Source organism: Ruegeria sp. CDSA221, assembly GCF_059611825.1.
Map to the genome: position 1 here is coordinate 355,462 of NZ_JBXWPK010000001.1, position 22,479 is coordinate 377,940.

Here is a 22,479-nt window from a genome sequence, read left to right on the forward strand (position 1 = left end):
TCAGATCCCCTTCTGTTCTGGCTGAGAGGCAATCTTATCGGGATCAAGACTGCCGCTCTCCAAAATGTCCCGATACTGTGCGGCAACGCGGTCAAGCTGGTAAGTGCTGGCCACAATCGCCCGGGCTTTTTCTCTTTTTTCCAGATACTCTGGGGCCGACCAATTTGCGGCATGGACCAAAGCGTCTGCCAGCAATTCCGCGTTGCGGGGCGGTACGATCAATCCGCAGTCGCGAATGATCACCGCCGCATCACCCACATCCGTCGACACAACGGGGTGGCCATAGCTCATCGCTTCGACAATGACATTCGGAAACCCTTCGGTTCGGGATGAAAGCACCAGCGCATCAATCCGTTTGTAGAATGCAGCCATATCATGCAGGTCGCCGCACAGCTCTACATTGTCCGCAGTCAGGTTATTGCGCGCCAGCAATGATTGTACTTCGGAGTTTTCAGGCGACATATTCTCTCCGGCCGCGATGATGCGCAGATCGGGGACTGACCGCAGCGCCAGGGACAGAGCCTGGAAAAGGGTTTCGTGATCCTTCTGTGGATGAAACCGCGCCGCAATCCCGAAAACCCTGGGCGGGTCGCTCCGCACCACAGAGGCTTGAGGCATGATCAGACCGTTCGGAATGACGCAAGACCGCGCAGCAGCAAACCCGTTCTTCGCGTGCTGATCCAATGCGCGTTGCGAATTATAGATGATCCCCGCGCACCTGCCCGACAAACGCCGACACAGGTCCACCGCAATCCGTGTGCTGCGCGTGAATGAGCTGGTATCGTCCAAAGCCTGCCGCACCGTCCAGTAAATTGGCACCTTTCGACCTGATATCCAGCTGGCAATCAGCCCGATGACCATCGCATGGTACATCCAGCACAGAACTGCCTGCGGTTTATACTGACGGATAAGACGCGATATCTGCAATATCGCGCGGGGCATGGACGACAGTGATCTGGCATTCAATCCGATCAGAACGGCGTTTGGATTTGCACATTGGCTTTTGATCCTGTCCGAAACCTCCGTCAGCGACACCACCAATACCCGATCCCCGGATTTGGCAACCAGCCGCGCCAGCATCGCCTGGGCCCCGCCCTGACCGGAAAAATCGGTGATGACATGCATGATCATCGGTTCAACACCCGAAACTGACAAACCGGGCCGGAACCTTTAGACACACGACCTGGATGCGGCGGTGTGAACTGCCTATGCACGCGCCCGATCTCCGATTTCGCGCACAAGTTCGGCCAGGCCGGCGACGTCTTGATGCGACCAGGTCGGATCGACCAGAAATGCCAGGCTGGTTTCTCCAAGCTCTTTCGCCACCGGCAAGGGATCACCCGGGCCGATGCCAAGGCGGGCGAACATCTCTTCTCTGTATATCTCGGAACAACTGCCCGAGAACGCAGGGAAACCCGCCTCTGAAATCTCGGCGATGATGCGATCGCGGCTCCAATCCGAGGCCAGAGCCTCGGGCCTCACAAACGCATAGAACCGGTAATAGGCATGTGTCAGTTCGGCAGGCGGCACGGGAACCCGAAACGCAGCGCAACCGGAAAGAGCCTGCGCCAGAATCTCGGCGTTTTTGGCTCTATGGGCGCGCCACCCGTCCAGTTTCGCCAGCTGAATGCGCCCGATGGCGGCGGACAGCCCGGTCATCCGCAGATTGGTGCCCGGCTGACCACTATGCAGCCATCGAAACCCCGGAGGGTGGCTTTTGTTGAACACCTGATCATAGCTTTTGCCGTGATCCTTATAGCTCCAGACCCTGGACCACAGTTCATCATCATCGGTGATCAGCATGCCGCCTTCACCGCCGGTTGTGATGATTTTATCCTGACAGAAAGAATACGAGCCGCAGGTGCCAAAGGTTCCCACGTGCTGGTCACCGATCATGGCACCATGCGCCTGCGCACAGTCCTCGATCACCCAGAGGTCCCGACTGCGCGCCAGATCCATGAGACCCGCCATATCCGATGGCCACCCGGCCAGATGGACTGCGATAATCCCCACGGTTCTGTCGGTCAGAACCGGTGCAATCGTTTCTGCGGTGATATTCTGGCTCTCGCGATCCACATCTGCAAATACCGGCTTGCCACCGGCCAGAAGGATCGAACTGGCAGACGCGATAAAGCTACGCGGTGTGACGATAACCTCGTCTCCGGGTCGGATGTTCAACGCCAGCAGCGCGGCGTCCAGAGTGACCGTGCCATTTGCCATGGCGATCGCATGCTGCGCGCCGGTATAGGCGCTGTATTCACGTTCGAACTCTTTGACATCGGGGCCGGTCCAGGCATTCACGCAACCGGATCTTAGCACTGCGCTGACAGCATCAATTTCATCTTCTTCGAAGAATGGCCATTTGGGCATCAGCTGTTTCCCTTCAGATAAGCGGCCAGAGGATAGCCGAGGGAAGATGGGCCAAGCCTCTTATTGCTCAAATTTAGACAGCAGGATTTCCGGATCATTTCTTTACCTCACGCCAAACCATCCGAGGAGGTCAGGCAAACTCAACAATTAACAAATTTTTGGCGGCCAGCGCCTGAATTGGAAACAAACTCCGCAGTTTCGGAAATATCTTTTTGTGCCGCGGCAGGCGAAACCTGACCTGAATCGATTGCTTATGCAAGGTTCCAGGTCACTTAACAGCGTGATTTTTCAACAATCAGGCCGCAGACAGTCAGAGGTGAAAAATAGGCAACAATCGGCTTTGGTGACAGCCCCGTTGACAGCTTCGGCGACATGGATCAGCATCGCCTCAACCTTGGTTTTTAAAGTTTGAAATGTTTCTTTGATGAGTGATATTCCCAACACCGCTTCCGGTGCCCAAGTCGTACCTGCCGAACGTAGTTCGACAACTGGCGGACGTCCAAAAGTTCTATTTGTCGGCAATCTTACGACCTCACTGACCAATTTTCGCTATGATCTGTTGAAAGAGCTTGCTGAACGCGCAGACGTACTTGCTTGCGCACCGGAAAATGATGCGACGACCGAAACAGCCCTTGCCGAGATTGGCGTAACATTTCGGCAAATCCCCATGGCGCGCGCGGGGTTAAATCCATTTCAGGATCTGTCCACCCTGTTCACGCTGATCGGGATCTGCCGGGAAATACGGCCCGATATCGTCTTTGCCTATACGATGAAGCCGATCATCTTCAGCGGCCTTGCGGCGCGGTTGACCGGCGTTCGGCGGCGGTTCGCGATGTGTACCGGGTTAGGTTATGTATTTGCGGATGCCGAACTGACCCTGCGCCGAAAAGTGCTAAGAGCGGTGGCGACAGGCCTTTACCGGATCGGATTGAAAGGTGCCGACGAGGTGCTGGTTTACAACTCGGTCGACGCCGAAGAGTTTCGCAGCAGACGGTTGATGGCGAAAAAGGCCGCGCTGTCGATTGTGCCCGGTTCTGGCGTCAACCTCGCCAGATACGCAAAATCCAACCCGCCCACAGATCCGCCTGTTTTCCTGATGATCGCGCGCCTGCTGCGTGACAAGGGCGTGTTCGAATATGCCGAGGCCGCCCGGCAACTTAGGGAACAATTCCCTGATGTTCGTTGTCAGCTTTTGGGTCCGCTGGATGACAATCCGGACTCGGTCAATGCACAGCAGCTCGAAGAATGGGGTCAGCAGGGGCATATCGAGTATCTGGGCGAAACCAACGATGTTCGGCCATTTCTCAAGGAATGTTCGGTCTTCGTATTGCCCACCGTCTATCGTGAGGGCATCCCCCGCGCCATTCTTGAGGCGATGTCGACAGGGCGCGCCGTCATTACGACCGATGCCCCGGGATGCGCCGATGCGGTCAGCGACGGGGAAAACGGGTTTATCGTCCCCAAACGCAATCCAGAGGGGCTGGCGGATGCGATGAGAAAATTCGTTGAAGACCGCAGCCTGATCGAATCCATGGGTCAGGCCGCGCGGGCGCGTGCCGAGCAAGAGTTCGACGTCGCCCGGATCAACACGATCCTGCTGCGGAAAATGGGGCTGATCGACAGCGATACCACCCTGCCCTCGACTGCCACCGACTGATCCGCGCCCATTCTAAGCTGACGTCTAATCCGAGAAACTGCGCCACCCGCGGCTGAGACCCGGATCAATCGCATCAAGCTCGGCGACGTCAGGCCTATAGAAATCGGCCATTTTATGCGCCAATACATCCGGCAATTCAGGATACTCCACCTGCCGCGCCACCGCTTTGCGAATGGCCTTTAACGGCCCCGTATGCCGGATCGGGTCAAGCAACGGTCGAAGCGGCGCCAGAACCCGCCTCAGAGGCAAGGGCACGATTGGCGTATTTTTGTTTTTGACCCGCTCTTCTAGTGGCGGCTCCACGACACCGGAAAAACCGATGTGTTCGGCGACACGGCGTAAGGTTTCTACCGGTTGTGAGATCGTGTTTTCGTAGGCCAGCAACAGAATTTGATCTGTCGGGAACAGATCGTAGAAACGGCGCAGGTGATAGGCATATCTACCATTGTGCAGGAACCTTTCATCACCGGCCTTGTCAGGGTCCAGATACCGATGAATGTCGTCCCCGACAGTGCCCCGGCGATACAACATGCAGTAGTCGGAATAGGCCCTTCGAACCGGATCGCGCATCTGCAGGATCAACCTGACATCGGGATGATCCTGGGCGATCCTTTTGGCGGCCTCTGGATGTGTCAGGTAGGTATTGCACTTTTCACCCACGATGCTCTGGCCCGCATATCCCTCGTATTGATCGCGATACCAGACCGCCCCCCGGTCATAATGATCCGAGAAATAGTGCAGCTCGGGATCCGGCATGAAAATCTGCGGCGTCGCCGTCAAAGAATTCTGCAACCAGGTGGTCGCACATTTCGCAGCACCGAATATCAGGAAATCTATCTTTCGCTCGTTCGCCAGACCCATATTATCCTCTAATCCCTACGATCCGCATCGGGATCACGATACCAATTCGCGGTACACGTCGGACACTTCGGCCACGTGTTTATCCAACCCAAAATTATCCTGCACATATTGGTAGGCCGCTAGTGTAACCTGCTGCCTCAGCTCCTGGTCCTCGATCAGAGAAACGACCGGCTCAACAAAGGCTTCGGGGTCTTCTGGATCCACCAGAAAACCGGTTTTGCCATGATCGATTGCCTCGACATTGCCGCCGTGCCGTGTGGCCACAACAGGCAGTCCAAGGTGCATTGCCTCGATCAAAGTACGTCCAAATGGCTCGTTCAAGGCCGGCACAAGGGTGGCATCCATGGCGACCATGCACTTTTCAACATCCTGCCGAAACCCCATCATATGAATCTGCGCGCCCATCCCCTGTTCTCGGGCCACGTCCATGGAGCCTGTGTCCAACCCGTCATCGGGATTGAGTACTTTGCCAAATAGCAGGCCATGTACCGGCCTGTCCCCAATCTGTTTCTGAATGGCCACAAGGCTTTGGACAAAATGAACCGGCCGTTTTCGCGGTTCCAGATGGCCAAAATATCCTAGAAGAACTGCATTTTCCGGCGCACCGATTTCGTTCAGGATCATCCGACGCGCCGCGTCTGGATCCGGGCGCTGAATGCTCAGGTCGAAGGGGCTGCGGATGACCTGAAACTTTTTGTCAACCGAGCGTATCGGGCGCGAGGGTTTCGAAAAATACGACACGCTTAGGATGCGGTTCGAAAACACCGGCGCGACATAGTTAACGCCTACCGCGCGCGGATCCTGCCTGTGGTGCCAGATATGCTTGATCCCCAACCGTCTGGCCGGAAACACCCAATTCACATGCAATCGGCCCTCATTTGTGTGGACGATATCTGGCTTTTTGTCCCGCAAAAACCGGACGAGCTGGCCGTAGGTCCGGGTCCAGTATTCCGGAAAGCCAACATCTGCATCCGTTTTGTTGTTTGGAGGGCCCATAAGCCTGGGGCCCTGCAAAACATCGACATTCAGACCCAGCGATTGAGCATACTGCCCAACCGACCCAGCTTCGTTGTGGCAAAGGACCAATGGTTCAAACTGATCCCGGTCCAGACAGGACGCAAGTTTGAGCGCGGAAACATGACTGCCGCCCAGATCTGCCCAACCTGCAAAGGGAAATAAAACGCGTATCTTTTTCATTCTGGCCTGCCGCCTTTTTGGCTCAGCGCCGGACATCAGAACCGCGCGCTGAACCATAAATCATTGAACTAAAATCTATTGTGTTTGCGTGACGAAGGTTCGAGAAACCGAAAGCGTATCCCCAGGGGACAAGACAGTGTCACCCGAAATCGCCGTTGCGGCTCCTCCGGCCGCGCGGGTGACCGAGTATTCGATCACGATCTCTTCGACCGCATCAACCTCTTCAACAACGCCAAGCGCTGCCAGCTCGGCCTGCAGGATTTTCGCGGTGCCCAGCCGGGTCTGCAAATCCTCGAGTTCGATCTGCACCAGATTCAGCCGCACCAGCGCATTCGAGCGCGCGGTATCAAGCAACTCCAGCTCATCGCGTTGCGCGCGGTTCAGCTGTTGCCGGGCCAAGCCCAAAGCGATCTCGATATCCACACTTTTGCTTTCCAGATCGTTCAGCGAGTTGGACAGAGATGACACGCGCGAACTGACCGTAAGACCCTTTTTCTGTAGTGCCAGAGCATCATCCAGATCTTTGCGCGTGATCCCGATCTGATTTGCGCGCAATTCCAGCTGCCGTTCGAGGCTATCGATCTGATCTTTGAGGGTTTCCTGTAATTGGATGATGCGTTCACCCTGCCCTTCCCGGGCCTGTTGATCCGCTTGCAGAATCTCCCCCTGCAGACCTTGCGGGGGTTCAATTTTGGCATCACCGCCGTCCGGGGACAGTGTTGACAGATCAGCCAGCAGTCGGCGTTGTTCGGCTTGCAGAGCTTCGATCTGTTCATTGTACAGCTGAACCTCACCCTGAACCCGCAGCCCGGTAAAGTTCGTTCCTACGTCATTTTGCAACGGCAACCGGTATTCCCCGCCCGCAAGCGCCATCGCCTGCTGCGCAGTCAGTTGGGGCCGATAGGGGTACGAGCCTGGAATCTGGACATCCCCCAGAATGTATACGGGCAGATGGCCGATGACTTCGATCGCCAGATGAGGCGGTTCTGCCATCCCCACGCGAGTGCGCATCTGAGTTTCCAGCAGCAGTACCAATTCTTCGGTCGTTCGCCCTTCAGCATGAACCTGACCGGCCAGAGGCACCATCAGCATTCCTCCCGAAGAAAGCGCATATTCACCGGAAACGCCTTGCCAGTTCACAAAAGACGCAACCACCGGATCCCAACGCATCGCACGCAAATTGATCTTGTCCTGCGGTGCCAGAACATATTCCTCGGCCTGAAGCGCACCGATAAAACAAGCCGAAGCCGCAATCACAGAAAGCATCAGTTTTTGCAATAATTTCACGACATTCTCCTAAGTGTATTCGTTGGTCCAAACACCGGCAGGCGCGACACGCTAAGCGCAATGGCTAGGACAAAGGGTACGTTCCAGAACCGGGCATAAAAGGTCGTCGCTCCGGCAAGCAGCACGACATACATCAGCATGGCAACGATGGTCAGTGCCCCGACCGATGGCGAGCGGCCGACAGAAATGGCCATCCAGGCCAAGTATATGCTGGCCAAAATAAAGCCGACCATACCGAGCAGAGAAATCAAGCCACCTTCGGACAGAGTCAGCAAATAGGCCGAATGAACCACGATTCCCTGTTCGCTGGCCAGGCTGTACTGGTTTGCACCCAGCCCGATCAACAAAGTGCCACGGGATACCTCGAAAGCCTCTTGCAGCAGGAATAACCGGTCAGAGAACGTGCCCGCCTGGCTAATGTCACCCGCAAGAACGGCATTCAGCACTCGTTCGCGAAAGACCTCGGGCAAGAAAAGCTCACCAAAGTTCAGGACCACCAAAACCGCAATCAACGTGCCGACGATCAGGGTCACAACATGACGCGGGGACCCGCTGCTGAGGATAATGGCGACAGTCCCCACTATGGTCACGATCAGACCAGAATTCGAACCGGTCAGAATGACTCCGTAAAACAGGATTGGCAGCCCGATCAGCCCCCAGATGCGGCTGCTTTGCTTCTGCAGGATCAGGCTAAGCAGGAAAACGATGGCCATCGCCAGCATAAGCGCGCATTCATTTGCCCGCTCGACCAGCGAAAGCATGCGACCATTGGCGGATACAAACCGGTGTAGCGGGTCTTCCATGAAGTTGATTGCATAGATGCCAAACAGCACAACAATGCCCATACCAATAATAAATGCCTTCATCAGAAGGACGATCTGATCAAAGCTTCGATTGCCGATCAGGACTGGCAGCACGATCAACGAAAAGAAGTACTGAACAAACACTGTCAGCAGCTCGGTCGGATCTCCGTTGATTAACGAACCTATGGTCAGGCCCCCTGTGAAAAACAGGAACGAACTGTACCAGAACCCGCTTGCTGGCCCGAATATCTTAACCGGCAGCTGGCCGGTTGCCAGCATGACAAACCCAGCCAGCACAAAGAAGAAATCCGAAAGGGTGAAATAGACGAAATCCACTCTGAGATAGTTCATCGGCGCCAGGGCTACAGCCGCCATCAGGAAATAGAGAGCTGCCATGTCTACGCTTGGCAAATAGCCGAATCCATTGGTCGGCTTGCCAAAGGAAACTGATTGGGCCGATGCAGGTCTCATGGGCGCACCTGCTCCTTTCCGTGTAATGCAGGGTTCAGCAATGTACGCCGCAAGTGTAACACACACAGCCCTAGCCAGACGGAATTACACAGCACATGCGCCACAGCGGCACCGACCACACCCAAAACAGAAACCATCGGTGCGATGAGGATCAGAAACAAAATGGTGTTCAACAAACCGATCCGAACCAAGGCCCGGTCTTGCCCCAGGCTCAGCAGTGCAGGGTTCAGCAGTATCCCACCAAGATAAATACCTACCGCGATTGCCTGCACGCGCACGACCGGTACTGCGGGGGCATAATCCACGCCAAAAATCGCAGTAACGATCGGTTCCAGCATCAAGATCACTGGAATCAAGACAAGGGCAATTACCCCCCAGAACCCGGCGCTGAGACCCGTTAGCATTTTTTGCAAACGGTCAAATTCATTTCGGGCGGCAAACCGGGTGAACTCCGGATAGATCGCCTGGCTTAGCGGTCGTCCAAGACGCAGTGCAGCTTCGCCGCACCGTTTCGCAATATGGTAATATCCCACCATCGTCGGTGAAATCAGAACACCCAATATGATCACGTCCAGGCGCTGCGTGGTCTGACGCAAGATGACAGAGAGATTGCTGTTCCAAACAAAGCGCAGAAACCCGGAATTTTCACCCAGAGTTTGCTTTATTCCAAGCATCGGACGGCCATAGCCATTCCGCGACATTTCTCGCAGCCCCGCGGCAAAGGCCAGAACGCCGTCTAAAAGGCTGACAGCAACAAATATCGCGACAAAGCCAGGCAGCCCAAACCCCAGTTGCCAGGCAATCACCCCCAGCACCATCCGCACAGACGCTGCGAAAATATCCAGTTTGGCCAACAGATCGAACCGGTCGAAGGACCGCAACAAAGCCAACCCGGTTGGCCTCAGCGAAACCAGAATTCCCAGCGATGCGACCGGCAGCACCCATGCAAGATCCTGATCCAGCCCCAGCCATCCGGCGATGATCGGTGCGAATGCGATCGCAGCGCCGGCGGCCAATACGCCCCCAACCGCGTCAATCAGGACCGACAGCCCGACAAGTCGGCGAAATCGTTCGCGGTCTTCTTCCTCCAGCGCAGTGCTTCCATATCTAATCACCGCCTGCCAGGGCTCAAGATGAAGGAACCGGGAAACGATCCGCGCATAGGCCTCGCCTATTGCCATTACCCCCAAGCCTGCAGCCCCAAGTGCGCGAGCGGCCACCGGCAGAAACACAAGGCCTAGCAAAGCGACTGCTATCTGAGAGGAAAAGATCCATTTCAGATTGCGCAGTAAACGCCGAAGCACAGCAGTCGGGATTGAGGTTGCGCCGGGCTGAGAGGTCATGTCTGATCCACCCGCCCGCCGCACAAACGACCGGCCAATTCCACCCCTTGGCGGCTGCCGGTCATTGGACCACGCCGCAAAAGCGTCGCGGGCGCTGTGCCCTCATATTCGCAAATAAAAACCAATACCCAATCACCAATCTAACAAATCCTACAAGGGTCTGCGAACCGTAATCAGCTGCTTTTCCCAGGCTCATCCGAGTAATGATATGTATAGGCACCATACCCATATTGCCTTTGCTTCCGCATGTTCACACCATTCATGATCGTACCGGAAATCTTGATATTGCTCATCCGCAGCTTTTCGATTGCATCCTTGAGAATTTTTTCGGTGGTCTGCCCCCAGCGCACCACCAGGAACGTACCATCGACAAGCGGCCCAAGTCGGATCGTGTCATCAATGACCAATGTCGGCGGCGTATCGACCAACACAAGATCGTACTGATTGCGCAACATGCGCCCGTATTCGCCAAGCTGCTGCATCAACTGTTTGCGGGATATTTTCGGACGCAGGTTCAGACTGATCGACGAAACCCCCGGTACCCTTTCACCATCGACATAAATCTGGCTGGGTTGCACGGCACCGCTCAGCGCGTCCTCGATCTCGACCGGGGCCGCCCCGGTCAGACCCAGTGTTTTTGAGGCACGGCAACGGTGGTTGTCCATATCCAACAATAGAACGCGCATCCCATCTGTACCCGCCACTAGGGCCAGCGAAACCGCAACCACGGTCTTGCCTTCTCCAGGAACACCAGAGGTAACCATGACGATGCTGCCGTCATCATTTGTGTTAAACCACATGGTCAAAACACTGCGCAGCGCCTCGACATAAGGCGAGCGGCCCTGATCACGGATAAAGCGCAACAACTCCTGCTGACCATCCGTGTCCGAATCCATCACCGTATCCGGCAGGAAACCCAGATTGGTCAGATCGGTTTGCTGTTCGATCTGGTTTTCGTTGACGATCCGCGTGTTGCTGCCCTCCATCAACAGGGCGATCACAAATGCCAGAGAGAACCCGACAATCGCGCTGACTGCGACGGCGACTTTGGTATTCGGCCAGAATGCCGAAGTCGGCGCATGAGCAACCGAAACCTGCTGAACCGCCTGGCCAAGAAACTGTTGCTGGGTTTCGAAGTCATTCAGCTTTTCAATCGTCGTCTGATACCGGATCCGAAGAAGCTCTAGCGCGCGTTCCATCCGCAGCAATGCAATTTCCGAACCGGTCCGGCTGCGCAATGCCTGTTCAACAACGGCAATCTGGTCAGCAATTTTGTTGACCTCTTCGCTGCTGGCTCCGTTGATCTCATGCACATCTTTTTGCGAGTTGAGCCGCGCAAGTTCCGACCGAAGCCTGCCCGGCACGGATTCATCCGCCAGATTTTCTTCAAGAATAAAGGCCGCCATCTGAAGTTCGTCACGGGTCAGTTCGTCACCCAGCTCATTTACGCGGTCCTTAAGAAAAGAAATGGAAGATGAAAGACCCTGCTGCCGCCGCTGCTGCAGGCGAAGGATAAAGGTTTCTGCAACTGTATTGGCAATATCGGCTGCCAGCTGCGGGTCTTCGGCTGTTGAGATGATCTCAATCGCAAGGCTCTCTCCTTGCCGAAGTACGTTATATGTCGACAGTGTATTGTCGATTACACGATTGCGGATAACGGATGTGGATTGCGGATTTGCGGGGTTTTGTGCCCCGGCAAAAGCCTCATTCTCGAACAGGTCCAGCGCTAGGGCGACCTCTGCCGCAAACTCCCGTGACCGCAGGATGTCGATCTCGGTTTCAATCAAAGTGCGGGTCAGCTCGTAGGATTCAAGTTCGACACTGTCGGCGCGGACGCGCATATCCAGAGATGTGAGAACGATTTCGGCGCGGGATTTGTACCTTGGGTCCAGTTGATTGACGACCATAAACGTGCCGACGATCACAGCTGCAGTCACACCAAGGATCAACTTCAGATGACGGTAAATCATCCGCCATATGCCATCCAGACGCTGCTGGCCAAATTGGTTTGCGATATGGTTTTGATCCATTCTCTATCGTCCCTTGTAGCGACCAAGATCACCGTCGCCTGAAATACAAATCTTTGATGCTGCGCCCATGTTCGAACGAATTCTTATCCTAATGATTGGACAGCTTGGCCATTTTTCCGAGTTTTCTTGTCGTTATTTACTCAATGTTTCCACACAAGAGACAATAGGCCGGAATCCCTGCTGTTGCAGAAGCTATAAGGCGGCGTCTTTCAAAGTTTTGCAGACCTGATTCATACGACAAAGTACTTAACCTCCAAAAGTGCGGCGACACCGCAAGCGCGCCAATATTACTAGTTGAACCTGTAAAACGTGTTTCCTGCGACAAAACCGTCCAGCTTTGCCGATCTTGCATAGTGATGCAGATCACTGGTTTTGTTTATGAACCCCGCTCCGCGAAAGTTCAGTGACGTATTGCACAATACACCCGTGCCCGAAGCCGACTTGAATGCGTTCAGCAGGTCGTAAAAGAAAGCATTCTGATCCCGGCGGACTGTTTGGACCCTTGCTGTCCCGTCTACATGCGTGATCGCGGCCAGGTTCTGATTGGTCACCTTCTGCAGATGCAACATATAAGGCGCGGAGTTTTCCCACTCAAAATGCTGGCTGACATCTTCCTCAAGGCAGGATGGGGCCACGGGGCTTGTATCCGGCCGGTTTTTAGCCCTGTTCAGGCGCACGCGGGTTTCGGCCCAGAACGGGGCCGCCAGAATCGAGCGGTTGCCCAATGCGCGCGGACCGATTTCACAGTTCCCTCTGGCCCAACCGATGAGCTCACCGGACATCAACGCGTCCGCGACATCGTTCAGACGCAGCTCGCTGACCCGCATGCCGCTGCTGTCGATTTTATCATCCACAAAGGACTGACCGGAATAAACCGTCCAATCCAGCTTTGCCTGGCCCGTATAGTGGCGCATGGCATCAACCGCAGTTCCTATGGCGCAGCCGGAATCACTGCTGCAAGGTGGTACAAATACATCTCGGAACAAGCCGCAATTCTGCCACTTGGTGTTCCAATCGCAGTTCAATCCACATCCGCCGGCAATCACCAGCGGATAGCCCTCTGTCAGGTTCTGTTCGGCAAAGGCAAGGAACCGTGAAAAAATCGCATCCGAGAGCTTCTGTGCAAGATTACTGAACTGCTGGCTGTGCATTCCGACATTGAAAAACGGGGAATCGGTCAACCGATCCTTGCGTAGAATCTCGGCCAATGGCTGATCTGACAAAAGATAGTCTATCAGCGCATGTTCATCCGCGTCATGTGAACCGGGCTCTGCATAGGCACATGCCGCCATCATCCTCCCGGGGTCTTCACGCCGTTGTTCACGCGAAAGCACGGGATAATCGGGATCAACCAGTGCGCTCAGGAATGAATATCGGGCACCAGGCCCGGTCATCACCCGACCGACATGAGACAGCTTTAGATCTTCATCAATCTTGTAGAAATCGCCAAGCGTGTCTTCCCAAACCAACACATAACAAGGTTCACCTTGACGAAACGGAGACATCCCATAAGCGCCCCAGATATGTGCCCTTTCATGGGTCGATGAGAAATAGTCGATCTCTTTGCCAAAAAACGTCCGTTTCCCCACGGTCTGAGCATCTTCGCCAGTGCCGAAATACCCTGCCCCCGAGGTCGTCACATGTTGTGTTCCGGTCGTTGACCAGCCGCTAAGGGCCAGGATATCAGGCAAGTCCCGGAACCACAGGCCAGAGTCGATAAATGTATCCGGTGTGACTGACGTGTTGCGGGGAAAACTGTCTTTCTCGGATTCATAGGAAAACAGCAGGTTACCGTTTTGGGCATCAATACCCGCAACCGTACCGTCGTGACCCGACTTGAATGACAAAATCTTCATTTCACACCTCTTTACCGCGCTTGTTGCGCGGTCCTGGCAAAACACACCAATTCGTTACTGTTCTATCAAATTGCGTTGGCGCAGCCCCTCTGTAATTGCCCGAGCGGCCAGTTCTGCGCCTGCTTCGTTGAAATGAGAATCCGGCGCATAATACGATGCCGGATCCTCTTGCATTTCGATAACATCCGTTAAGTCTATCACGTCCAGCCCAGCCTGCGCAGCCGCATCTTTCACCAATACTCGCAGCGGGTCGTGGATAAAGGGCTGGGCGACCAGACCCATATAGCGGCTGACCGTCGGCACATACACGATGACGATCTCACCATCCCATTGTGATGTTATCTGCTTTGCCCGGATCAGAACATCCGCAAATACCGGGTTCTCATCGGTCGCTTTGGGATAGTGAATCCCAAGAATCTCGGCCGTTTTCTGCAATGCCAGAAAGTTCCTGAACACCCGTTGCGCCCGCAGGTAGTCGATCCAGGACAACGTCGTCTCAGACCACCATCCAGAAATAATTGGAGCGGATATTTCCGACTGATCCGGATGCTCGATCGGGCCAAAATCTGCAGCCGGGTCGAGTGCTTCGCGCAGCCACGGCTTCTCAAGCTCTCGTTCCAGATTGCGCCAGTCATTGCCCGCAAAGAAAGAAAAGATCGTAAGATCAGGCTGGAACTCTGGCCCGTATCGGCCCAAAACCGCCAGTTGATACAGCGGGCCAATGCCTCTGTGACCGGTGTTAAGCAAGCTCGGCATATCCTGACGCAGCTTATCCGCCAGATGCTCACCCTCTCTCAGGCAGAACCCTTCGGAAAACGAGTCGCCCAGCAGCATCACATTCAAATCGTTTTCAAAGACCGAAGGTGGATTGCGAAACCCCAAACGATCAGGCGTATAGGCCACCGGCTCGCCCAGCACCGAGCACAGCAGCATCTTGTCACCCGGCATGGGCGCCAGATACGCGGATTCGAGCAGCTGTGTATCCAGCGCATCGTTCACATGTTTCATTGTCCGGCCCGGCGGCAAATTTTCCTTGTATTCTTCGACGCTGACGTCATCGCCGACAAACCCGACCAGCCCCAGACGCCCGGGGATTATCTTGATTGTCAGATAGGCCTCGAATGCGAACAGAGCCGCCAACAGGGAAACAGCGCTCACGCCAACTGTCAGCCTGCCTTCGTCTGATAAAAAGACCGCGCATAAGGCCAGCACCAGCCCAATCGCGCCCGGGGCCAGAATGTACCGGATCAGCCGCGCGGTTCCATTGGCAAATTCCGCTGAATTCATCAGCGCGTATGCGACGACCCCAAAGAAATAGAGAGCGGCAACCAGACATAGGATTGACCCGAAACGCGAACTGCGGGTTTTTTCAGTCATTCCATCTGGTCCCTTTCGACCGATATCGACATTTGCCGTCATCAACGGCGAAACCAGGCGAATTCAGTTGAACCGATTTGCGTATCATCGGCAAGCTTTTCTGCGGCGGCCTGAAAAGCGCAGGAAGCAGACGCATCGCCTGACCCTCTAGAATATGAAAAACGCTCAAAAACAACAGGATAAATACACACAGCACACAACACTCGAATACAAAACAAAACCAGATTTTTTTACCACCGTTATGCCCAAAAGCAAATCACCCGCTCTTTCAACGCCTAGTGGGCGCACGGCGCTATCACATTGCGCGCATAATCCGTCCTTGTACGGCCTATTGTTCCCGAATTCAGTACGGCGACATAGTCCTTTCCGTCGCCGGAGGACAATGATTTTGGCGGGTGTATCGTCAGCGGCACAGCAGACGGATGAATATACGGGAAACCCCTAATATCCAGCCAGCAGGGTTTTGTTACAGTTAACGCAACTACACCGGAGAGGCTTCGGCCTCCCCACTCGCTCAAAAAGGGACTGACTTTGGGGGTCGGTCCCTTTTTTTAGTTTTTACGTCAGGTTCAGAACCCTGCCCAAATCAGGACAGGGCACCTGGATTACCCGTCAATGATACCATTGAGTGTCGCGCTCGGGCGCATGACTGCTGCAGTCTTGGTCGGGTTGGTGTGATAGTAACCACCCAGATCTGCCGCTGCCCCTTGTGCGTTGGCCAGTTCGGATAGGATCTGCTGTTCTTTCGCGGCCAACTCTGCAGCAATCGGCGCGAACTCGGCGGCCAGATCAGCATCATCGGATTGCGCGGCCAGCGCCTCGGCCCAATAGCGCGCGAACCAGTAGTGGCTGTCACGGTTATCCGGCTGCCCGACTTTGCGGCTGGGCGACTTGTTGTTGTCCAGAATGCCCTGTGTTGCGGCCTCGGCAGCGGCTCCAAGAACTCCGGCTTTGGCGTTGCCTTTGCTGTCGGCTAGGAAATTCAAAGACTCGCCAAGCGCGCAGAACTCACCCATCGAGTCCCAGCGCAGGTGGTTTTCCTCAACCAACTGCTGCACGTGTTTCGGGGCAGAGCCACCCGCGCCGGTTTCGAACAATCCGCCGCCCTGCATCAGCTTGACGATCGACAGCATCTTGGCCGAGGTGCCCAACTCAAGGATCGGGAACAGGTCGGTCAGATAGTCACGCAGCACGTTGCCGGTGATGGCGATGCTGTCGTTACCGGCGGTGATGGTCTCCAACGACTGGCGGGTCGCCTCACGCGGTGCCAGGATTTGGAACTTGTCCGCCACGCCAGCAGCTTCCAGTGCGGGTTGGACGGATTTGATCAGTTCGGCATCATGGGCACGGTTTGCATCCAGCCAGAAGATCGCCTCGGATCCGGTCAGACGCTGACGGTCCATCGCCAGTTGAATCCAGTTCTCAATCGGAGCCTTCTTCACGGTGCAGGCACGCCAGATGTCGCCCTTTTCAACCGCATGCTCGTGCAGTGTCTCGCCATTTGCCAGAACGATACGAATGGTTCCATTCGCAGGCGCCTGGAATGTTGTCGGGTGGCTGCCGTATTCTTCGGCTTTCTGTGCCATCAGACCCACATTGGCCACAGCTCCGACGGTGGCTGGGTTCAGCGCGCCATTGGCTTTGAAGAATTTGACGGATTCATCATAAATAGACGCATAGCAGCGGTCGGGGATCACACAGTTGGTGTCACCCTTGGACCCGGTTTCGTCCCAACCCTTGCCACCAGCACGGATCACGGCAGGCATCGAGGCGTCGATGATCACATCAGACGGCACGTGCAGGTTGGTGATACCCTTGTCGCTGTCAACCATATACATGGACGGGCGGTCGCCCTTGATCGCGTCAATGGCGGCCATGATATCGGCGTTGCCTGCAACCCGCTCCAGCAGATCGCCCAGACCCGAGTTCGGGTTCACACCCAGCGCATCCAGTTCAGCGCCATAGGCCTCGAATACCGGGGCAAGCCACGCCTTAACCGCATAGCCGAAGATGATCGGGTCGCTGACCTTCATCATTGTGGCCTTCAGGTGAAGCGAGAACATGGTGCCGTCTTTTTTGGTGTCTTCGATGGCCTCGGCCAGGAAAGACGACAGCGCATTGACGGACATGAAGGTCGCATCGGCAACGGTGCCCTCGGCCAGCGGCCAGCCGTCTTTCAGAACCGTAGTACTGCCGTCTTGTCCGACAAATTCGATTTTGGCGTCACCGGCTTGCGCCGCAGTGATGGTGGCCGATTTCTCGTTCGCGTAGAAATCATTGCCGGACATGGACGAGACTTTAGTCTTGCTGTCAGCGGCCCATGTACCCATCGAATGCGGGTTCTTCTGGGCATAATTCTTGACGGCGCGCGCGGCGCGACGGTCGCTGTTACCTTCGCGCAGAACCGGGTTCACAGCCGAACCCTTGATAGCATCATACCGCGTGCGGATCGCTTTTTCTTCGTCAGTCGCAGGTTCTTCGGGATAGCTCGGGATGTCATAACCCTGTGCTTGCAACTCTTCGACGGCGGCCACCAGCTGCGGCACCGAGGCCGAGATGTTGGGCAGCTTGATCACATTGGCATCGGGTGTCTTCACCAACTCACCCAATGCGGCCAGATCATCGGTGATGCGCTGCGCATCTGTCAGCTTTTCGGGGAAGGTCGAAATAATCCGCCCGGCAAGTGAAATATCCTTGGTTCCGACGCTGACACCGGCGGCGGATGCAAACTTTCGAATGATGGGTAGGAATGAGGCGCTGGCCAGCTCGGGCGCTTCGTCTACAATGGTATACAATATGTCGAAGTTCGATTTATCTGCCATATTCTTTTACCTTTTTAAGCCTTTCGGGGCGTGCGATCCAAGAGTTGGGGCCACGTCGATGTGGCGCGTAAGGGACGTAACAAGACTGCCGTCCCGGGATGACTCTGTATTGACAGGGCCTCCCTTAAATGACGTTTGGCTTGGGATCAATCGCCAGAGACCGCGCATTTTGACACGGTTTGCGGAAAATCATCAAAACTGCTTGCCAATGGGCAAAATTCAGACGCCCCAAGTATCGCTGAGCTTATATCCGCCCGGCCAGGGATCGTCCGGGTCAAGCATGTGTTGATGTGTACCGGTAATCCATCCGCGGCCACTGATCTCGGGAATGATCGCGGCACGCCCCCCGATCGTTGTGGCCTCGACGATCTGTCCGGTGAAAGACGAGCCGATGATCGAAACCGCCTGGAAAGTTTGCCCGACTGCCATTTCTCCCTTGGCGGCCATCAAGGCCATGCGGGCAGAAACTGCGGTACCGGTAGGGGACCGATCAACTTTGCCCGGCTGGATCGCCACAGCGGATTTTCCGCGCAGGCCATTTGCGACCCGCTCGGTCGGGCCACAAAAAGCGCAGAATGAAATGTGATTCCAGTCCGGGTTTTCGGGATGCGTAAAACCAATTTGTTCGTTGGCCGCATTGGTGATCGCTACACCCAGCCGCGCAATGTCACGCGCTTCGTCTTGTACAATGTCGAACCCAAGCGCCGCTGCATCGACGACCACGAAACTGTCGCCCCCATAGGCCGTGTCCACGGTCAGGGTACCAAGGCCCGGCACCTCTAGCGGAACGGAGATCCGGTCTGCAAAGCTGGGCAGGTTCTGCACAAATATGCGCTCAGCCTTTCCATTCCGGCATTCGGCGCGCACCGAGACCAGCCCGCCCGGTGCCTCAAGCGTCAGATGTGTAACCGGTTCCTGCATCGGAATGATCCCGCTATCCAGCAGCACGGTGGCCACACAGATCGAGTTTGAACCAGACATGGGCGGTGTGTCTTCGGGCTCCATGATAATGAAGCCTGCATCTGCTTGCGGATGTTTTGGTGGTACCAACAGGTTTACATGATGAAATACACCCCCGCGCGGTTCATTCAGGACAAAGTTGCGCAAGGACTGGTCACGCGCGATGAACGACCGCTGCTCCCATAAGGTATCACCGGGTGGCGGAAGAACACCGCCAACGATGACATCTCCGACCTCGCCTTCGGCATGGGCGGAGATCACGTGGAGAGTTTTGATACTGCGCACGACCCCCTCCCTCAGAACCGGCCAGCAGCAAAAGGGGCTGGCGGAATCGGGGGGGCCTGACGGTCAACCATGGCCCCAACAAGTTCGGCCGTGCCTGCGGATTGGGTCAGCCCAAGATGCCCATGGCCGAACGCATAGAACACGCCAGACGCATTTGGAGAAACACCGATGACCGGGATGCTGTCAGGCATCGACGGTCGGAACCCCATCCATTGCGTGCCTCCTTCGGTCTTGAGGCCGGGTAGAAACTCTTCGGCTTTGTGCAATAACGTGTCGGCTCGTTTGAAATTGGGGGCGAGGTTCAGACCGCCCAACTCGACCGCGCCGCCGATCCTGACGCCATTGTTGATCCGGCTGGCAACGAACCCATGCCGCGAAAAGGACAGGTGCATCCGCAGATCAAATGCACCTTCGGGCAGGGTCGTGTTGTATCCTCGCTCGGTTTCAAGCGGGAACCGGTCACCAAGAGTTCTAGCGATGTGATGAGACCATGCGCCAGCAGCCACGACCACTTTCGCCGCGTCCACGGGCCCTTCCGCCGTTTCAAGGCGCATGCCACTTTGCTGTGGCACCAACGCCTGAATATCGCGCCGCTCGATCCGACCTTGCCGGCTTTGAAAGGTCTGGGCAAGGCGCTCGACCCATTTCTTGGGATCAACGGTATTCAACCAGTTGGGCGTAAATCCCGCATGAGTGAACCGAGGGCTGAGGCCCGGCTGTTTTTCGGCAATCGCCTGAGGGCTTTCCAGCAATTCAAAGTCGATACCATGCTGGCGGCGCACCTCCCAGGCGGGCAGGCTTGCGCGGTATTCGGCCTCGGATTCATAGAGCTGCATCTGACCGTCGCGCTGCATCATCGCCTCGCCGTCAACCGCTGGGATCAACCGTTCAAGCGCGGCGCTGGACACTTTCATGAGGCTGGCCTGAGCGGCCAACAGCTCGGCATAGCGACCGGGCTGGCTCGCGCGCCAGAAACGGTACATCCAGGGCGCAATCTGCAATGCATATGCAGGCGGGATCGACAACGGCCCCAACGGGTCCAGCAGCCACTTCGGTGCCTTTTTCATGATGCCGGGCGTTGCCAGAGGCTCAACCTCGGAAAAAGCAAAGGCCCCGGCATTTCCGGCCGAGGTCTGCGCGGCGACGCCTTCCTTGTCCAGGACCAACACGGCATGACCCCGGCGCTGTAGTTCCAGCGCAATGGTCATGCCAATCACACCAGCTCCGATGACGACGATCTGCTGGGTCATACCTCAATCCCCGAACGGAATGGATCAGCCGCTTCAAAAATCAACCGCGACTCCGCCATGACATAGGCCTGCCCGGTGATCGAGGGGATAACACCGCCATTGGACCCAGCCTGATAGGACAAGCGATAGGTGCTGCCGATCACACTTTGCTGGACGATTTCCTGCCCCGGGGCCAATAGACCCTCAGCGGCCAGACAGGCCAGCCGAGCAGAGCTGCCGGTGCCACAGGGCGACCGGTCGTAATTGTCATCCGGGCACAGAACAAAGTTGCGGCTGTGAATCGCTTGCTCGGGCGATGCGTCCTGAAAGATTACATGATCAATCGGTTCACCCTGCTCGCCCCCAACCCCCTGCGCGATCGAGGCTTTGCGGATAGCAACGGCCCTATCGGTCAGTTCCCGAATATTGGCCGGAATAACGGAAAGCGGGCTTGGATCGACGATAAAGAACCAGTTTCCACCATAGGCCACATCCCCTGCAACCTCACCGAAACCGGGCACATGAAGTGAAATGTCGCTGTGAACGCGGCGGCTTTCGATATTCGTGACCGTGACAGTATTGGCATCGTGCAGTTCGACCGTGACAACTCCGGCTGGCGTTTCGATCCGATGTATTCCAACATCGATCCGACCAAGATGCGCCAGCGTCACGGTCAGGCCAATGGTTCCGTGGCCGCACATTCCCAAAACAGCATCGACATCAAAATAGATCACGCCGGTGACACAGGTTGGATCAACCGGTTCCACCAACAAGGCCGCGACCATGGCCGGTTGTCCGCGCGGTTCAAGCATGACCGAACGATAGAAATCCCTGTATTCGGTGTCCAGCCGCCGGGCGCGTTCAGCCAGAGGGCCAGAGCCCAGATCTGGTGCGCCATCGAGGATGACCCGGGTCGGTTCTCCTCCGGTGTGGCTGTCGATCACATGCATTCTGCGATCACCCCACCTTGTTTCAACCAATCGGCGAACCAAGCCCCAAACAACGCGTATTGCTGTTCGCAATAATTCCGCTGTGCATCTGTCAGGGCATCAGTTTCATTGAAATGCAGGCGGTATTCCTCTTCCCCGTTCAACACCAGAAGATGCTTGTAATACAGCACAAGATCCGGACCCTCATCAAAACTGGACAGCACCTGAATGGCCTCGGTCAGTTCTTGCGCCCGTAACCGGGCTTCGGCATCGCCCCGCGCGGCCTTTTGAGAAAGCGCAGCCAACAGCAACGCCTCACGTGGGAGGGCCGTTCCGATCCCGGTGATCGACCCGGTTGCACCACAGTTGACGAAACCGTGGTAAACCTCGGTGTCCACACCCACCATCAACGTCACATCATCATCCTGACTGGTGATGTTTTCCGCTGCATAGCGCAGATCGTCCTTGCCTCCGAATTCCTTGAACCCAATGAGGTTAGGGTGTTTGGCGCGCAGGGCAAAGAACAGATCAGCCTTTGTTGCGAAACCATAATATGGGCTGTTGTAGATAATTGCCGGCACGTCCGGCGCAGCGGACAGGATTGCCTTGAAATGGTTCTTTTGCGCAGTTGATGAGCTCCCGCGGGACAGAACCCGGGGAATGACCATCAACCCGACAGCGCCGACCTTTTGCGCATGTGCAGCGTGGGCCTCGGCGGATTTGGTGTTGATTGCCCCGGTTCCGACCACAACCGGCAACCCGGCATCCACCAGACGTTCCACCCCTTCCATGCGCTGCGCATCCGTCAAAAGCGGCCAGTCGCCCATGGATCCGCAATAGACAACCGCAGACATGCCTGCGTCGATCATTTGCTTGCCCTTCCGAACAAGTGCGTTGAAATCCGGCTGCCTATCCGCCGAGCAAGGGGTCATGAGCGCGGGCATCGTACCGCTAAATACATTGGTCGACATACGGTGCTATCCTCTAGTTACAGGGGTCCAG

The 22,479-nt window shown here is 55.9% G+C and carries 16 protein-coding genes; 1 reads left to right on the plus strand and 15 read right to left on the minus strand.

Annotated features, from left to right (window positions below; all coding sequences use genetic code 11):
- Together AC2FJ5_RS01615 and AC2FJ5_RS01620 are read right to left on the minus strand one after the other, a co-directional pair.
- On the minus strand, positions 1-1,125 hold the full coding sequence (locus AC2FJ5_RS01615; RefSeq protein WP_496792169.1) for a glycosyltransferase: 1,125 nt from the start codon (positions 1,123-1,125) through the stop codon (positions 1-3).
- An 81-nt stretch (positions 1,126-1,206) separates the two neighbouring features.
- A complete protein-coding gene (locus AC2FJ5_RS01620; RefSeq protein WP_496705147.1) occupies positions 1,207-2,370 on the minus strand; it encodes a DegT/DnrJ/EryC1/StrS family aminotransferase in 1,164 nt (387 codons plus the stop codon).
- A 424-nt stretch (positions 2,371-2,794) separates the two neighbouring features.
- Here AC2FJ5_RS01620 and AC2FJ5_RS01625 point away from each other — a divergent pair, with 424 nt between their 5' ends.
- Complete coding sequence (locus AC2FJ5_RS01625) at positions 2,795-4,027, plus strand: glycosyltransferase family 4 protein (RefSeq protein WP_496792170.1); 1,233 nt, start codon at positions 2,795-2,797, stop codon at positions 4,025-4,027.
- 24 nt (positions 4,028-4,051) lie between these two features.
- Here AC2FJ5_RS01625 and AC2FJ5_RS01630 read toward each other — a convergent pair whose 3' ends face one another.
- The 13 genes from AC2FJ5_RS01630 to AC2FJ5_RS01690 form a co-directional block, all read right to left on the minus strand.
- Positions 4,052-4,888: a sulfotransferase family protein gene (locus AC2FJ5_RS01630; protein ID WP_271948788.1), complete on the minus strand. Its 837-nt coding sequence runs from the start codon at positions 4,886-4,888 to the stop codon at positions 4,052-4,054.
- A 33-nt stretch (positions 4,889-4,921) separates the two neighbouring features.
- Positions 4,922-6,085: a glycosyltransferase family 4 protein gene (locus tag AC2FJ5_RS01635; RefSeq protein ID WP_496792171.1), complete on the minus strand. Its 1,164-nt coding sequence runs from the start codon at positions 6,083-6,085 to the stop codon at positions 4,922-4,924.
- Between the two features lie 75 nt (positions 6,086-6,160).
- Positions 6,161-7,372, minus strand: a complete 1,212-nt coding sequence (locus AC2FJ5_RS01640; RefSeq protein ID WP_496792173.1) for a polysaccharide biosynthesis/export family protein — start codon at positions 7,370-7,372, stop codon at positions 6,161-6,163.
- Entirely contained in the window at positions 7,369-8,646 is a 1,278-nt protein-coding gene (locus tag AC2FJ5_RS01645; RefSeq protein WP_496792175.1) for an O-antigen ligase family protein, read from the minus strand. Before AC2FJ5_RS01645 ends, AC2FJ5_RS01640 begins: the two co-directional genes overlap by 4 nt.
- Positions 8,643-9,989, minus strand: coding sequence for a lipopolysaccharide biosynthesis protein (locus tag AC2FJ5_RS01650; protein WP_496792177.1), 1,347 nt, complete (start codon positions 9,987-9,989; stop codon positions 8,643-8,645). The genes AC2FJ5_RS01645 and AC2FJ5_RS01650 overlap by 4 nt, the downstream gene beginning before the upstream one ends.
- A gap of 173 nt (positions 9,990-10,162) precedes the next feature.
- Positions 10,163-12,019, minus strand: a complete 1,857-nt coding sequence (locus AC2FJ5_RS01655; RefSeq protein WP_271948779.1) for a GumC family protein — start codon at positions 12,017-12,019, stop codon at positions 10,163-10,165.
- Positions 12,020-12,309: 290 nt separating this feature from the next.
- The gene (locus tag AC2FJ5_RS01660; protein WP_496691355.1) at positions 12,310-13,875 is read right to left on the minus strand and encodes a carbamoyltransferase C-terminal domain-containing protein; all 1,566 of its coding nucleotides are present in this window, start codon (positions 13,873-13,875) and stop codon (positions 12,310-12,312) included.
- Positions 13,876-13,929: 54 nt separating this feature from the next.
- Positions 13,930-15,252 (minus strand): alginate O-acetyltransferase AlgX-related protein, encoded by a 1,323-nt coding sequence (locus tag AC2FJ5_RS01665; protein WP_496792179.1) that lies wholly within the window; start codon positions 15,250-15,252, stop codon positions 13,930-13,932.
- A 605-nt stretch (positions 15,253-15,857) separates the two neighbouring features.
- Positions 15,858-18,074: an NADP-dependent isocitrate dehydrogenase gene (locus tag AC2FJ5_RS01670; RefSeq protein ID WP_496792181.1), complete on the minus strand. Its 2,217-nt coding sequence runs from the start codon at positions 18,072-18,074 to the stop codon at positions 15,858-15,860.
- 219 nt (positions 18,075-18,293) lie between these two features.
- Positions 18,294-19,319 (minus strand): trans-3-hydroxy-L-proline dehydratase, encoded by a 1,026-nt coding sequence (locus AC2FJ5_RS01675; RefSeq protein WP_496709032.1) that lies wholly within the window; start codon positions 19,317-19,319, stop codon positions 18,294-18,296.
- 11 nt (positions 19,320-19,330) lie between these two features.
- A complete protein-coding gene (locus tag AC2FJ5_RS01680; protein ID WP_496691359.1) occupies positions 19,331-20,569 on the minus strand; it encodes an NAD(P)/FAD-dependent oxidoreductase in 1,239 nt (412 codons plus the stop codon).
- Positions 20,566-21,498, minus strand: a complete 933-nt coding sequence (locus AC2FJ5_RS01685; RefSeq protein ID WP_281995061.1) for a 4-hydroxyproline epimerase — start codon at positions 21,496-21,498, stop codon at positions 20,566-20,568. The genes AC2FJ5_RS01680 and AC2FJ5_RS01685 overlap by 4 nt, the downstream gene beginning before the upstream one ends.
- Positions 21,489-22,448, minus strand: coding sequence for a dihydrodipicolinate synthase family protein (locus AC2FJ5_RS01690; RefSeq protein WP_496792183.1), 960 nt, complete (start codon positions 22,446-22,448; stop codon positions 21,489-21,491). The genes AC2FJ5_RS01685 and AC2FJ5_RS01690 overlap by 10 nt, the downstream gene beginning before the upstream one ends.
- Between the last annotated feature and the right edge of the window lie 31 nt (positions 22,449-22,479).